Source organism: Comamonas sp. 7D-2 (assembly GCF_022749555.1).
GTDB classification, from domain to species: domain Bacteria; phylum Pseudomonadota; class Gammaproteobacteria; order Burkholderiales; family Burkholderiaceae_C; genus Comamonas; species Comamonas thiooxydans.
Map to the genome: position 1 here is coordinate 2,879,878 of NZ_CP094238.1, position 13,463 is coordinate 2,893,340.

The 13,463-nt window shown below is 62.1% G+C and carries 12 protein-coding genes; 3 read left to right on the forward strand and 9 right to left on the reverse strand.

Annotated features, from left to right (window positions below; all coding sequences use genetic code 11):
- Nucleotides 1-269 precede the first annotated feature (269 nt).
- The gene (locus tag MPZ60_RS13190) at nucleotides 270-2,744 is read left to right on the forward strand and encodes a bifunctional diguanylate cyclase/phosphodiesterase (protein ID WP_034355468.1); all 2,475 of its coding nucleotides are present in this window, start codon (nucleotides 270-272) and stop codon (nucleotides 2,742-2,744) included.
- Between the two features lie 77 nt (nucleotides 2,745-2,821).
- Here the strand turns inward: MPZ60_RS13190 and MPZ60_RS13195 are convergent, their stop codons facing one another.
- From MPZ60_RS13195 to MPZ60_RS13220, 6 genes are all read right to left on the reverse strand, one after another.
- Nucleotides 2,822-5,308, reverse strand: coding sequence for a YgiQ family radical SAM protein (locus MPZ60_RS13195; protein ID WP_034355472.1), 2,487 nt, complete (start codon nucleotides 5,306-5,308; stop codon nucleotides 2,822-2,824).
- A 236-nt stretch (nucleotides 5,309-5,544) separates the two neighbouring features.
- Complete coding sequence (locus MPZ60_RS13200) at nucleotides 5,545-6,084, reverse strand: PepSY domain-containing protein (RefSeq protein ID WP_034355475.1); 540 nt, start codon at nucleotides 6,082-6,084, stop codon at nucleotides 5,545-5,547.
- A gap of 215 nt (nucleotides 6,085-6,299) precedes the next feature.
- A complete protein-coding gene (locus MPZ60_RS13205; RefSeq protein ID WP_034355478.1) occupies nucleotides 6,300-6,488 on the reverse strand; it encodes a DUF2783 domain-containing protein in 189 nt (62 codons plus the stop codon).
- A gap of 12 nt (nucleotides 6,489-6,500) precedes the next feature.
- Nucleotides 6,501-8,198, reverse strand: a complete 1,698-nt coding sequence (locus MPZ60_RS13210; protein ID WP_034355481.1) for an FAD-dependent monooxygenase — start codon at nucleotides 8,196-8,198, stop codon at nucleotides 6,501-6,503.
- Between the two features lie 187 nt (nucleotides 8,199-8,385).
- Complete coding sequence (locus MPZ60_RS13215; RefSeq protein ID WP_034355483.1) at nucleotides 8,386-9,270, reverse strand: helix-turn-helix transcriptional regulator; 885 nt, start codon at nucleotides 9,268-9,270, stop codon at nucleotides 8,386-8,388.
- Between the two features lie 101 nt (nucleotides 9,271-9,371).
- The gene (locus MPZ60_RS13220; protein ID WP_003064951.1) at nucleotides 9,372-9,539 is read right to left on the reverse strand and encodes a hypothetical protein; all 168 of its coding nucleotides are present in this window, start codon (nucleotides 9,537-9,539) and stop codon (nucleotides 9,372-9,374) included.
- A 187-nt stretch (nucleotides 9,540-9,726) separates the two neighbouring features.
- Here MPZ60_RS13220 and MPZ60_RS13225 point away from each other — a divergent pair, with 187 nt between their 5' ends.
- Nucleotides 9,727-10,323, forward strand: coding sequence for a YigZ family protein (locus MPZ60_RS13225; RefSeq protein ID WP_003064949.1), 597 nt, complete (start codon nucleotides 9,727-9,729; stop codon nucleotides 10,321-10,323).
- Nucleotides 10,324-10,369: 46 nt separating this feature from the next.
- On the opposite strand, the gene MPZ60_RS13230 is transcribed toward MPZ60_RS13225, so the two are convergent.
- Nucleotides 10,370-10,519 carry a hypothetical protein gene (locus MPZ60_RS13230; protein ID WP_003064948.1) on the reverse strand — a complete coding sequence of 50 codons (150 nt, stop codon included), beginning with the start codon at nucleotides 10,517-10,519 and terminating at the stop codon, nucleotides 10,370-10,372.
- Between the two features lie 81 nt (nucleotides 10,520-10,600).
- The gene (locus MPZ60_RS13235; RefSeq protein WP_034355485.1) at nucleotides 10,601-11,092 is read right to left on the reverse strand and encodes a DUF6882 domain-containing protein; all 492 of its coding nucleotides are present in this window, start codon (nucleotides 11,090-11,092) and stop codon (nucleotides 10,601-10,603) included.
- Between the two features lie 162 nt (nucleotides 11,093-11,254).
- On the opposite strand from MPZ60_RS13235, the gene MPZ60_RS13240 reads away from it, so the two are divergent.
- Nucleotides 11,255-12,499, forward strand: coding sequence for an alpha/beta fold hydrolase (locus MPZ60_RS13240; RefSeq protein WP_052087169.1), 1,245 nt, complete (start codon nucleotides 11,255-11,257; stop codon nucleotides 12,497-12,499).
- A 24-nt stretch (nucleotides 12,500-12,523) separates the two neighbouring features.
- Here the strand turns inward: MPZ60_RS13240 and MPZ60_RS13245 are convergent, their stop codons facing one another.
- Nucleotides 12,524-13,423, reverse strand: coding sequence for a LysR substrate-binding domain-containing protein (locus tag MPZ60_RS13245; protein ID WP_034355488.1), 900 nt, complete (start codon nucleotides 13,421-13,423; stop codon nucleotides 12,524-12,526).
- Nucleotides 13,424-13,463 lie beyond the last annotated feature (40 nt).

Sequence of the window (13,463 nt, forward strand, 5' to 3'; positions counted from 1 at the left end):
ACAGAAAACACCGCTCTGTCTTGGGGGTACAGAGGAAGTTGTCCGACGCCAGGCTCACTTCTACAGGCCAAAAATTACCAATGAATACAAATTGCGTGTGATCTGACATACCTCCTACGCAATACCGTGAAAGGTCAAGCCATGAGAGCGGGCATCGTGACGGCGTTCTGATCGTCAGCAGGCACATTGCCTTCTGGCTGTTTCATACCAGTCTGCCTTGTCGATGCCCTGACTCATGCATTTACAGTCAATTTACTGGATGAGGCGTCATGAAGGCATCTTTGAGCCCCACACTGAAGTCTCAACAATTGCTGCAGCGCGTCTGGGCTTTTGCGCTCCTGGCACTGATCCTGATGCTCAGCGCCAGCTGCAGCCTTTACCTGCTCTCCGCCGTGCGAGCGTTTGTCAACGGAGAAAGTCTCTGGTCCAAGGCCCAGAAAGATGCGATTTACTCGCTTTCCCGCTACGCGGATGAAGGCAACCCGATCGACTTCGCCCATTATCAGCGGGCCTTGCAGGTGCCGCGTGGCGATGCCGAGGCACGTATTGCCCTCTACGACAAGCCTCTGCGCCTGGACCTGGCGCGCAAAGGCATAGAGCAAGGCCAGAACCACCCCGATGATGTCAGCTCCCTCATCTGGCTGCTGCGCACATTCCGCTATTTCAGCTGGGTGCAGGAGCCCGTCGCGTACTGGAAGATGGGTGACGAGTACCTGAATCAGCTCGATACACTGGCCCAGGAAATCCGGCATGGATACGAAGTCGGCAACATCAGCCGCGAAAACATTGCCACCTGGAAGCGCGAGATCGACCTGATCAACCAGGGCGTGACAGCCCTGACCAGGGCCTTCAGCGACTCTCTGGGCCAAAGCTCGCGCAATATCGTCTGGCTGCTGCTCGCCCTCAACGGTGCCCTGGCCATTGGCCTGGTGAGCCTGTGGGTCTGGAATACCTGGCGCCTGATCCTGCTGCGAGAGCAGGTTCAAGACGGCCTCAACAGCGAAAAAGAGCGCGCGGAGACCACGCTGGCAGCGCTCAGCGATGCGGTCATCACCACCAATGCCAAGGGCATGGTCAACTATGTCAACCCCGCTGCCATAGGTCTGCTGGGTCTGCAAAAGCAAAGCTATCTGGACAGGCCCATCAAGCAGGTGTTGCAGTTCTACACCATGGACGCCTCCATCACCAGCGAAGGCCTGCTCGCACAGCTTGTCAATGACACCAAGGAGACCACCGTCGTGCGCGACGAGCAAACGCACTGGGTTCGCCGCACCGACCACAGCATCGTGCCGGTCAAGGTGCTGGGCTCCGCCATGCAGCGCGATGCTCAGGCATCGGGGGCAGTCTTCGTGCTGCGCGATGTGTCACGCGAGCAGCAGTACATGGACCAGATTTCCTGGAATGCACGCCATGACACGCTGACGGGGCTGGAAAATCGCGGGGAATTCGAGCGGCGGCTGCAAAAAATGCTGACCCAGGGTCTGCACCAGGTCAAGCCCTACGCTCTTCTCTACATCGACCTGGACCAGTTCAAGCTCATCAACGAAACCAGCGGCCATGCCGCCGGTGATGAGGTGCTGTGTGAAGTCTCTCGCATGTTGCAGGCCAATCTGCGCGAAACCGATTGCCTGGCGCGCATGGGCGGCGACGAGTTTGCCGTGCTGCTGGAGAACTGCCCTCCTTCCAACGTCGCGAGCATTGCCGAGAAGCTGCGCCTGGCAGCCCAGCAATTGCAAACCACCTGGGGAGAGAAGATATTGCGCACCGGCTTTTCGATCGGTGCCGTGCATGTTCCCGGTGATGCGGTCAATGCCTCCGATCTGCTGCGCATGGTCGATATGGCCTGCTATCAGGCCAAGGAGCGCGGGCGCAACAAGGTCTTTTTCTACAAGGCCGAGGACGGAATCTACAGCCGCTATGTCAGCGAGATGGAATGGGCCACACGCATTCGTACCGCACTGGACGAAGACCGCTTCTGCCTCTATGCCCAGAGCATTGCACCGCTGCAGGCCCGCAAGCATCGCCGCCACAGCGGCATGCACTTCGAAGTCCTGCTGCGCCTGCGCGATGAAAACGGCCAGATCCTGGCCCCCGGACATTTCATACCCGCCGCCGAGCGCTACGGCCTGATGCCATCGCTTGACCGCTGGGTGATCACCAGGGCCCTGCAGACACTGGCGCAGCAGCCCGGACACGCCAAGCTGGTGGAAACCTGCGCCATCAACCTCTCCGGTCCCAGCCTGGATGACGACGGCCTGCTGGAATTTGTGAAGGAGCAGTTGCAGCAGCACGGAATTGCACCGCAAAAGCTATGTTTCGAAATCACCGAAACCAGCGCCATTGGCAACCTCAGCAATGCCACACGGCTGATTCAGTCGCTGCGCGCCCTGGGTTGCCGTTTTGCCCTGGACGACTTCGGCGTCGGCATGTCGTCGCTGACCTATCTGAAGCAGTTGCCCGTCGACTATCTCAAGATCGACGGCGGCTTTGTGCGTGACATGCTCAAGGACAAGGGAGACCACGCCATGGTGGAGATGATCAATCGCATCGGCCAGACACTGGGCAAAAAGACCATTGCCGAGTTCGTCGAGAGCCGCGAGATCGCCGAGGAACTCATGACCATGGGCGTGGATTATGTGCAGGGCTACGCCATCGCCCGCCCCAAACCCATGACCAGCGAATACTTTGCCCCCACGCAGGAAAACCAGCTGCCCCAGTGGTGCGGGGCTCTGGCCATGGGCTGACAGCAGCGCATGCCAATACGAAAAAAAACGACGCATCAAGCGTCGTTTTTTTGTCGGCGGCAGTCAGGCTGCAGCAATCAGCGCGGCTTGCGCGAACCCTGGCCCGCCGGCTTGGCGGGCCTTGCCGCAGTTTTGAAACCGGGCTTGGCCTTGCCAGTCACACCCGCGCGCGGCGGCAGGCCAGTATGCTGGGTCAGCAGCTTGCCCGGTTGAGGCTGGCTGCTGCGGAAGCGCACATCGCCCTTGGGCTCCAGGCTCGTCTCTTCGCTGCGGCGTCGCACGGCCACGGCCTTGCCGTCCTTGTTGGTGGTGTAACCAATTCCGCCACCCGCCTTGGACGAGGTGCTGTTCTTCTTTCGTGCACTCTGATAGCTGCCGTCGACCAGGGGCTGGAAGGTCGGGATCAGGTGCTGCTTGCCGTTGCCGATCAGATCGGCGCGCCCCATGGTCTTGAGCGCCTCGCGCAGCAGCGGCCAGTTGTTCGGGTCGTGATAGCGCAGGAAAGCCTTGTGCAGACGGCGGCGCTTTTCACCGCGCACGATGTCCACGCGCTCTTCGGCCTCGTCGCGCATCTGGCGGCGCACCTTGGTCAGCGTGTTGCGACCGCTGTGGTACATGGCGGTGGCCGTGGCCATGGGGCTCGGGTAGAAGGTCTGCACCTGATCGGCACGGAAGCCGTTCTTCTTGAGCCAGATGGCCAGATTCATCATGTCCTCATCGCTGGTGCCCGGGTGGGCGGCGATGAAATAGGGAATCAGAAACTGCTTCTTGCCGGCCTCTTCGCTGAACTTCTCGAACAGCTGCTTGAACTTGTCATAGCTGCCGATGCCCGGCTTCATCATCTTGGTCAGCGGACCTTGCTCGGTGTGCTCGGGGGCGATCTTGAGATAGCCGCCCACATGGTGCTGAACCAGCTCCTTGACGTACTCGGGCGACTTCACCGCCAGGTCGTAGCGCAGGCCGGAGCCGATCAGAATCTTCTTGATGCCGGGCAGCTTGCGCGCGCGGCGATAGATCTTGATCAGCGGGCCGTGGTCGGTGTGCAGGTTCTGGCAGATGCCGGGGAAGACACAGCTGGGCTTGCGGCAGGCCGCTTCGATCTGCGGGCTCTTGCAGCCCAGGCGGTACATATTGGCCGTGGGCCCGCCCAAGTCGGAGATGGTGCCGGTAAAGCCCTTGACCTTGTCGCGGATCTCTTCGAGCTCCTGGATGATGGAGTCTTCGGAACGGCTCTGGATGATGCGGCCCTCGTGCTCGGTGATGGAGCAGAAGGTGCAGCCGCCGAAACAGCCGCGCATGATGTTCACCGAGGTGCGAATCATCTCCCAGGCCGGAATCTTGGTGGCGCCCTCATGGCTGCCACTTTCGTCGGCATAGGCGGGATGCGGGCTGCGCGCGTACGGCAGGCCGAAGACCCAGTCCATTTCGGCCGTTGTGAGAGGAATGGGCGGCGGATTCATCCACACATCGCGGGCCGTGGTCCCCTCGCCGTGAGCCTGTACCAGCGCACGGGCGTTACCGGGGTTGGTTTCCAGGTGCAGCACGCGATTGGCGTGGGCATAGAGAATCTGATCGCTCTTGACCTCTTCGTAGCTGGGCAGGCGCAGCACCGTGCGCTCGCGCGGAGGCAACTTGGACTTGCTGCGCAGCGAGAGATTGGGCACGAACTGGATGGGCTGGACCTTGGCTACCGATGCGCCGCCATTGGGGCCGTCCGCTTCCGATTTCGCGGCATCTTCCTTGGAGCAGCTCTGGCCCTGGGCCTCGGCCTGCTCGCTGGTCGTCATATAGGGGTTGATATGGGGCTCGACCTCGCCGGGCTCGTCCACCGTGGTGGAATCGACCTCGAACCAGCCCTCCTCCGAAGCGCGGCGGAAGAACGAAGTGCCGCGCACATCGGTGATCTGCTCCACCGGCTCGCGCGCCGCGATGCGGTGTGCCACTTCGACCAGGGCGCGCTCTGCATTGCCGTAGAGCAGGATGTCGCACTTGCTGTCCACCACGATGGAGCGGCGCACCTTGTCGCTCCAGTAGTCGTAGTGGGCAATGCGACGCAGCGAGCCCTCGATGCCGCCCAACACGATGGGCACGTCCTTGTAGGCCTCGCGGCAGCGCTGGCAGTAGACGATGGCCGCGCGATCGGGGCGCTTGCCGGCCACATCGCCGGGGGTATAGGCATCGTCGCTGCGAATCTTGCGATCAGCCGTGTAACGGTTGATCATCGAGTCCATGTTGCCGGCCGTCACGCCCCAGAACAGATTGGGCTTGCCCAGGGCCTTGAAGGCCTCGGCGCTGGTCCAGTCGGGCTGGGCGATGATGCCCACGCGAAAGCCTTGCGCCTCCAGCACGCGGCCGATGACGGCCATGCCGAAGCTGGGGTGATCCACATAGGCATCGCCCGTGACCAGAATGATGTCGCAGCTGTCCCAGCCGAGCTGATCCATCTCCGCACGGCTCATGGGCAGGAACGGCGCCGGGCCGAAGCGCTTGGCCCAGTACGGCTTGTAGCTGGTCAGCGGCTTGGCATCGCGGTGGAAAAAGGAAACATCAACCGGGGCGTTCATGTGGATGGGCTTTATATGGCCTCATGGCCTATTCGGAGAAACAACCCGTCAGTGTACTTTTCCGCCCTCAGCCTTGCACGAGCAAGGTCTTGCAGAAACAGGGTTGAACTCTGAACTTCATAGCATCCAGCGCTTGCCTTCATTGAAATTCGATGCATAACACACCTTAAATCATTGAAATGAAAGCGCCAGACACTCACTTCTTCATAGCACCAGAATCCAGATAACGCGCCGACTCAGTCCTTTTCCTGCCTCGTCACAGCGCCGGTGGCAGGATCAAGCCTGAGCTTCATGACCGTCTGATCGGCGCGCAGCATCTTGACCTTGTAGCTGGTCTTGCCCCAGTCCGAATCCAGCTGGGCCTCCAGCGGCTTGCCGGGCAAGGCGGCAACAGCTGCATCGACGGCCTGTACCAGCGTGATCCGGGCATCGGCCAGGCGCTTGGCATGCTTGCCCTCGGCCCGGCCCTTGTTTTCCTCCACTGCGGCATCGCCCGTGCTGGCATTCACGCGCAGCTTGATTTCCTCATTCACGGGCGAGATCAGGGTGACCGAGTAATAAGGCGCAGCGCCTTTCTTACCCTCTTCCAGCTCGACATCGATCGCTTTTCCGGGAGCAACGGCCTGGGCTTTTTCGACGGCCTGACTCAAGCCGATCTGCACGGCACCTGTCAAGGCAAGCCATTCGGCAGCAGACTTGGCCAGGGCCGGAGTCGCACTCAATCCACTCAGGCTCAGGGCTGCAGATAGCAGCAAGGTACTGGGACGCAATCTCATGGACCAATCCTCCTACAGTGGCAATGGCTCCAGTCTGCCTCGATTCCATGGCACGGCCTTGTCGGAGATCAAGCCATATCGACTTGTAGAAAATTCATCTCAAACTATTGATAGGCAAAGATTATCCGCTATGAAATCCGAGGGTCAGCACGCTGAAAACCCGCCAGGAACGAGCCTGGGCGGGTCGGGCTGACCGCCACGGACAAGCCTTTTGCTTACAGATCTTGCTGGGCCGCCGCAATCATTTCGCCAAACTGGCGGGCATCACCGAGCTGATTGGCGGCCAGCAGCGCCAGCTTGACCAGCAGCAGCTCTGACTTTTCCGCGCCCACGGCATCAATGGCGACAGCCAACTGGTCGTACACGGTCTCCAGACCGGCGATATCAAGAGTGGTTTGGGTCATTTGAATCTCTCCTCAGGCGGGCAGGGCCGCCTTGAATGCGGCTTGCAGACGATTGGCGTCCAGCGCCATCCAGCGCGCACAGACATGCTGATCGGGGCGCAGCAGATAGGCGGCGCCGTCGGCCATCACGCCGTAGCGGGCGCGGCAGCGGCCTTCGGTGTCATCAAGTACCAGATCGGAACCTTCGACAGTGCCTGAAGCGTGGCTGCTCACGGCGATCAGGCGCACGGCAACACCGCGGGCTCTGACCCCGGCCGCGACCGCCTGCAGTTCTGCGGGAATCGCCTTGCCGCTCGTGAAATACAGCAGATCGAAGCCGCCGCCCAGACGGTCGAGCAAATAGCTGTCCGGCGCAAAGCGCACGTTGAGAGGCGGCGCGCCATGGCCGGGGCCTGCCTTGAACAGCAGGTTGTCGTCCCCCATGCTGTTGAGCGGCGAGCTGCCGTACTCATGCGGGCGCGAGGTGCGCCAGTGATAGAGCGGGCCGACAAAGGGCTGGCTCAGCGACAGAGACAGCACGGCGTCGCGCAGCAGCCTGAAACCTCTGCTTGGCGGCGCCATGAAGCGTGTGCTCTTGCCGGCCTCTTCCACAATCTCCCGGGCCGCGCCCACTCGCTCGCTGCTATAGCTTTGCAGCAGCGCTGCGCTGGCCGCGCCCTTGGCGACGAGTGCCAGACGCCAGCCCAGGCCCTGAGCATCCTGAAAGCCGGTGTTGGCGCCGCGCACGCCGAAGATGGGCAGCATATGGGCTGCATCGCCCGCAAAGATCACACGGCCATGCACGTAGTTGGGCAGGGTCAGCGCGCGGGCCGAGTACACGGAGCTCCAGTCCATCTCCCAGGGCGTGCCGCCAAAGCCGATCATCTCCAACTGCGCATCGATGCGCGCCTTCAGCGACTCGGGCCTGAGCGCATCCTCGGGATCTTCTCCGGCAGGCAGCTGGTAGTCCACACGCCAGATGCCGTGCGGCTCGCGGTGCATGAGGATGGTGTTGCCAGGGTTCCATGTGGGATCGAAGAATGCGAGACGTTCGGTGGGCAAAGGCAGGTCGATGCGGATATCGGCAATCACGAAGCGGCCCTCGTAGGAAGCGCCCTCCATCAATAGATTCATGGCCGTGCGAATCCCCGAACGCGCGCCGTCGCAGGCCACCAGCCAGTCGGCCCGCAGCTCGTAGCTTCCTTCCGGGGTATCCACCTCCACCAAAGCCTGCTCGCCCTTTTGCTCGACCTTGTTCACGCGGTTGCCCCAGCGCAGCTCGATCAGCGGGTTGGCCTGCACAGCATCGACCAGATATTCCTCCAGGTACTGCTGCTGCAGATTGATCATGGGAAAGAAGCGGTCGTCGTCGGCCCGCGCGTTTTCCATGCGAAACACGCGCTGGCCGCGGTAGATGCTGTTGCCGTAGCACCAGGGCAGTCCGGTCTCCGTCACGCGCTGGGCCACGCCCACCTGCTGCAGGATTTCCATGGAACGCCGCGTGAACACAATGGCACGGCTGCCTTCGGACACCTGCAATTCGGCTTCGAGCACCACGCAACGCTGGCCGTGACGGGCAATCTCCAGCGCCGTGGTCAGGCCCACGGGGCCGGTGCCGACGATGACGATGGGGTGGCTTTGCTCGCCCGGATTCCGGGAGGCAAGCCAGGGCTGATGAACCTGGTACTGGTAGTAGATGGAGCGGCGTGGCTCGGCAAATGGCTGGTGCATGTTCTTGTCTCCTGGGGGCGCTGTCGTGGTCAAACCGGTGCGCTTTCATCCCCTTTCGGTCTGGCTTGAGATGCAGTGTAGAAAAGCAGCTCAAGGCCGATGTCACCAGATGGAGACAATGCCGACCAGCAACCGATATTCAAGTCGAATCAGCCTCCAGCCTTTACAGATCAACCCCAAGCAGCTATCAAAGTTGACCATCGACAGCTTCAGCGGGCTCCATCAGCAGCGCAAACAGCTCGCGCTGCCCCTGCACGCCCAGCTTGGCGCAGACGCGTTTGACATAGGTGCGCGCGCTGCTGACGGTAATGCCCAGGCGCTGCGCCAGCGCATCTGCATCCAGGCCCTGGGCCAGTGCCCGCACCACGTCGAGGTCGCGCGGCGTCAGTTGCTCGAAGCGCCGCGCCAGACGCGCCAGCACCAGCCCGACCAGGTCGTCCTGCAGCGTCTGCCCCGCGTAATGCAGACGCATGGCCTGCATGACCAGAGGCGCAAAGGCCTCGATCCGGGCAATGGCTGCGGCGTCGAAGCAGCCATGCTCCTCGCCCCGATACAGGTTCACAGAAAGCCAGCGCGCGTTTTCCTGCAGCATCAGCAGCGACAGCCGCTCGGCAATGCGCGGCAGCTCATAACAGACATGGCGGTACTCGGGGTGCTGAACATCGTGCGGCCCCTGGCGATGCAGCCAGACGCGCGGCCTGGCATGCGGGTCCCTGGCAAGGCGCGCCAGCTCGGCCTGCATCACGCGCTGCGAACCATCGAGCGGATAGAAGCGCTCGCTGTAATCCTGGGAGATCATGGGCAGCGCCCCCGTGCGCGCCCTGTCGCCCATGCCCACCACGCGCGGCCTGGCCATGCCCTGGAAGGAGAATATCGTGCACTGCGCCAGCGGCACATGGCGCCCCAGCAGCTGCAGGATCTGCTCGGCCACGGCATCGCTGCTGCTGCGCCCCACTCTTTCCATCATGGCCGTCACATCGGCCAGGGCCACGGGCAGTTGCGCTGCCTGCGCGGCAGCCGGCAGCAGCATCCAGTGCGAAGAATCGGGAAACGGCGCAGGGCTAGCAGTCATGGCTGCGATTCTCGCCGCTGTATCGTGGCCGCGGACAGGAAAAACCGGCTCTCCCTTTCAGGAGAGGCCGGTCTGGCTTGAGACAGAAAATGCGCCCGGGCCTACCATTCGCCCACATTGCGTATGCGCTGCAGCAACTCCCATTCATCTTCGGGTGCCGCAGCCTGCAGAGCCTGGGGCTCTGCCAGCTCCTGCGCCAGCGGAGGCGGCGTGAAATGCTCGCGACCAAAAGTATGTTCGCTCAGGGACTGAGGATGCGGATTGTTCATGACGGCCTCCTTTGCTCAAAGCTTAAGGCTCGAGGCTTGCCGAAATTGTAGGAATTGACTTAAGGACACTGTCGAGCAACCCCCACAAGCCGCGTCGTCATGTCATGGATAGGTCACAACTGCCGCTACCCGGCCCATGTACCGCAACGCTGCTCGGCCCCGACTTTGCGGTTATGCTGCCGCCGCTATGCCTCAGACTCTTCGTGCTCCCGTCTCCAGTGAACTGATCATCAAGAAAAGCCGCTTCATCGGCTGCGTTCAGCCGATGACGGACCGCTCCAGCGCGCAGGCCGTGGTGGATGCACTCTGGCGCGAGCACCCGGGCGCCGCCCATGTCTGCTGGGCCTTGCTGGCGGGCGGACAATCGGCGGCGGTGGATGATGGCGAGCCCAGCGGCACGGCCGGTCGCCCCATGCTGGATGTGCTGCGCCACCAGGATCTGGAAGGTGTGCTGGCCACCGTGGTGCGCTATTTTGGAGGCGTCAAGCTCGGTGCCGGCGGACTGGTGCGCGCCTATACCGATGCCGTGGCCCAAGCCTTGCTGCAGGCCGAAAAAGTCGCCATTCAGCGCATGCAGATCCTGCAATGCACGGCCCCCTATCCGCTGGAGGGCCTGGTGCGGCGCATGGCCGATGCAGCGGGTGCCGAACTGCTGGAGGTCGATCACGGCAGTCTGGTGAGCTTCAAGCTGCAGATGCCTGAACCCGACGCCGCCGAATTTGTCAGCGCACTCAATGAAAACGGTCAGGGCCGCATTGGCTGGCTCAAGCCGGACGAGCTGTAGATCGCAAAGAAAAACCCGCCTTTGGCGGGTTTTTGAGCGGGCAATTTCAGCAATTGCCTTTCTTGGCCTGGCCCGGTGGGCAGCCGTGGGGGTGAGGCTTTTTGTAGCCATCGTCGTAGTATCCGCCACGGCTGTCATAGACAGCACAGCCGCTCAGCACAAACATGGCTGCGGCCAAAGCAAACATCGTTTTCATGGGGTGACCTTTTCAGATTTTTGAGGGTGTCAGTCTATAGGCGACCCCGCCCGCATTCTGTCAACAATCCTGTAGCGGCTTTCAATTGGCAGGCTGCTGCTGCTCGACCGCCACCTGCAGATGCAGCAAGGTGAAATACAGGGTTACATCGCCCTGCTGGTCGATAAAGGTACCTACGGCGCGCTGCAGGCGAGCGGCAATGCACATGCACTCCATGGCCTCGGGACGGCCGCCGGGAATCCGGGCCGTGGTCAGCAATGCCAGCTGGTTCTGTCGGCCGAACTCATGCACGACTTCCAGCGCTTCGCCATGCTGCTTGGGAATGGCTTCGTTGGCCCAGCTCCAAACAAAGCTGCCGTCCTGCTCGCTGCTGGTGCCCACAAGGCAGACCGTAGCGATCACGTCATGTAGCGGAGCTTCCAGCGCCAGCAGGGCGCGATCCAGATCCCAGCGGTAGCTGGGGCTGCCCTGCAAGCCAAATTCCAGCGGCCATTCTGCATTGCGGGCCTGCATCATTTCAACGGCCTCACGGCTCCAGGCGGCCCAGTCGGTGGTTTGTGCGTCGTTGCTCATCGCGTATCCATTGCTTTTCAACAGACCGCATTGTCAGCCAATAAGCAGGCTGCCACTGTGTTTACACCCACTCCATTCGGACGATTCAGCCGGCGAGAGTCCCGCTGCAAACTGGTCTCAGGCACTCCATCGGAGGTCGCCGCACAACAAATGGAGACTACCATGCCCCTCGTACCCACAGGACTGCGACGCGCAGCAGCCATGGCCACCCTGAGCACGCTGACTCTGTCCAGCTGGCCGACTGGCTTCGCGCAGACCCAGCCTTCTTCCAACATGACGACAGGCTCTGCGGGACAAATGCTGGCCATCGAGCCGCTAGCCCCGGCCTTCAGTCTGGCGGATGCCGACAAGGCCTATGCCATCTGGTACTCATCAACCGACGGAACGGCGGCAGGCAACGACCAGGCGGCTCAGCTCACCACCTCGGGAGTCATCTTTCTGCCCAGGGGGCTGCCGCCTGCCGGTGGCTGGCCGGTAATAGCCTGGGCGCACGGCACCGTAGGCATCGGCGACAGCTGCGCCCCCTCCCGCAACCCACGCTCGGAGCGCGATGCGCAATATCTCAACAACTGGCTCAAGGAGGGCTATGCCATTGTCGCAACCGACTACCAGGGCCTGGGAACGCCCGGCCCTCATGCCTATCTGCACAGCCGCGCTGCGGCCTATGCCACGCTGGACTCGGTGCGCGCGACGCTCAACACCAAAGAGCTTCCACTCGGCAACAAGATAGTCATCGTGGGCCAGTCCCAGGGGGCGGCTGCCGCATTTGCGACTGCTGGCTTTGCCCCAGATTACGCCCCTGAGCTGAAGATTCTGGGCACGATCGCCACCGGCACACCCCACTCCGGCAGACCCAGCAAGGACGGCAAGATCGCCTACCGCTCAAGCCCCGCCGAGCAGGAGAGAACGGACCCGTCCATTGCCTACATTCTTTACATCGCGGCGGTAGCCAACCAGTCCAAGCCGCGCTTGCCAGCCGAACAGGTGCTGAGCGAAAAAGGCCTTGGTGCCATGAAAGCCGCTGAAACCACCTGTGTGCAGCAGATGTTCGAGGTGGTGAAAAAAGAGCAGTTAAGCTGGAGCAACACCTTCAAGTCGGACTTCATGAGCTATTACGCCCAACCTTTCAGCAAAGGCCAGTTTCCTACGCTGAAGATCGCCACGCCCGTGTTCTTTGGCATAGGCGGTGCGGACAGGGATGCACCGACCAAATTTCAGCAGGACCTGGCCGAGCAAAGCTGCGAAGCCGGCACGGTGGTTGAAGCCCACACCTACCCGGGCATGGACCATTCGCAGACCGTCAACAGCTCCTTCCCCAACTCGCGTCTGTTTGCACGCAAGCTGTTCAATGGGGAGAAGATTGCTGGCAACTGTGTTGCAAAACAAGAGACGCTCAGCCTGCGCTGAACCGCGTGGGGTATCCGTCTGCGTTCAGCCTTGCATCTGCTGCTGAATCCAGTCGACCAGAAGCTGCTGCACCGAGCCCGCCCCCCAACTCTGTACGGCCAGCAGACAGTATTGCGAGCCATCGGGTACAAAGCCCAGCGGCGCCACCAGCCGGCCGGCCGCGATATCGTCCTGCACCAGCAGTTGCGGGCCCATGGCTACACCCAGGCCCGCTGCTGCCGCCTGCAAGCTCAGGTAGAAATGCTCAAGCACCAGATCATCGCCTGCTTGCGCCTGCCGGATCCGGGTGGGAGGCTGATCTGACCGGGTTTTCCACCAATCCGCCCAGGCCTTGGGACGTGTCTTGCTGTGCAAGCGCGTTGCATCGCCACGAAGCGCAAGGCCGCCATCGGACTGCAACGCAAAGAATTGCGCCAGACTGTCCGGATGGCAGACCGGCCCCATGCGCTCTGCGCACAAGGGCTGCATTTGGACATTGGGCCCCCAGTCAAAGTCGTTGCGCCGAATGGCCAGGTCAATGCCGCGCCCCCATTCCACGGTACCACCGCCCGCAACCAGATGCACGGTGTGCTGCGGGTGGCGCGCCTGGAAGTCGCCCCAGCGCGGAATCAGCCAGCGCATCAGCAACGTGGGCTCGCAGGACAGCAGCAGCGGCCTGCCTGCCACCTGCTGCCGCACCGCCTCGGCCGCACGTGCCATCTGGCCCAGACCGGCATGCACCCCGTCGAACAACAGCCTCCCCGCAGCATTGAGAAAGACACGGCGATTGCGGCGCTCAAACAGCTGCGCCCCCAACTCTTCCTCCACCGAGCGCACCGCGCGGCTGATGGCGCCATGGGTCAGGTGCAGCTCATCGGCAGCGCGGCTGAAGCTCTCCAGCCGCGCTGCCGCTTCAAAACAGCGCAAAGCGACCAGCGAGGGCATTCGCTGTGAGCCGCCAGCAGAAATATGTGAGTTTGAATCA

Bases quoted from the DNA above. Each gene is read 5' to 3' on its own strand.
- MPZ60_RS13190 (WP_034355468.1), top strand. From the start codon at position 270: ATGAAGGCATCTTTGAGCCCCACACTGAAGTCTCAACAATTGCTGCAG.
- MPZ60_RS13195 (WP_034355472.1), bottom strand. From the start codon at position 5,308: ATGAACGCCCCGGTTGATGTTTCCTTTTTCCACCGCGATGCCAAGCCG.
- MPZ60_RS13200 (WP_034355475.1), bottom strand. From the start codon at position 6,084: ATGAGATTGCGTCCCAGTACCTTGCTGCTATCTGCAGCCCTGAGCCTG.
- MPZ60_RS13205 (WP_034355478.1), bottom strand. From the start codon at position 6,488: ATGACCCAAACCACTCTTGATATCGCCGGTCTGGAGACCGTGTACGAC.
- MPZ60_RS13210 (WP_034355481.1), bottom strand. From the start codon at position 8,198: ATGCACCAGCCATTTGCCGAGCCACGCCGCTCCATCTACTACCAGTAC.
- MPZ60_RS13215 (WP_034355483.1), bottom strand. From the start codon at position 9,270: ATGACTGCTAGCCCTGCGCCGTTTCCCGATTCTTCGCACTGGATGCTG.
- MPZ60_RS13220 (WP_003064951.1), bottom strand. From the start codon at position 9,539: ATGAACAATCCGCATCCTCAGTCCCTGAGCGAACATACTTTTGGTCGC.
- MPZ60_RS13225 (WP_003064949.1), top strand. From the start codon at position 9,727: ATGCCTCAGACTCTTCGTGCTCCCGTCTCCAGTGAACTGATCATCAAG.
- MPZ60_RS13230 (WP_003064948.1), bottom strand. From the start codon at position 10,519: ATGAAAACGATGTTTGCTTTGGCCGCAGCCATGTTTGTGCTGAGCGGC.
- MPZ60_RS13235 (WP_034355485.1), bottom strand. From the start codon at position 11,092: ATGAGCAACGACGCACAAACCACCGACTGGGCCGCCTGGAGCCGTGAG.
- MPZ60_RS13240 (WP_052087169.1), top strand. From the start codon at position 11,255: ATGCCCCTCGTACCCACAGGACTGCGACGCGCAGCAGCCATGGCCACC.
- MPZ60_RS13245 (WP_034355488.1), bottom strand. From the start codon at position 13,423: ATGCCCTCGCTGGTCGCTTTGCGCTGTTTTGAAGCGGCAGCGCGGCTG.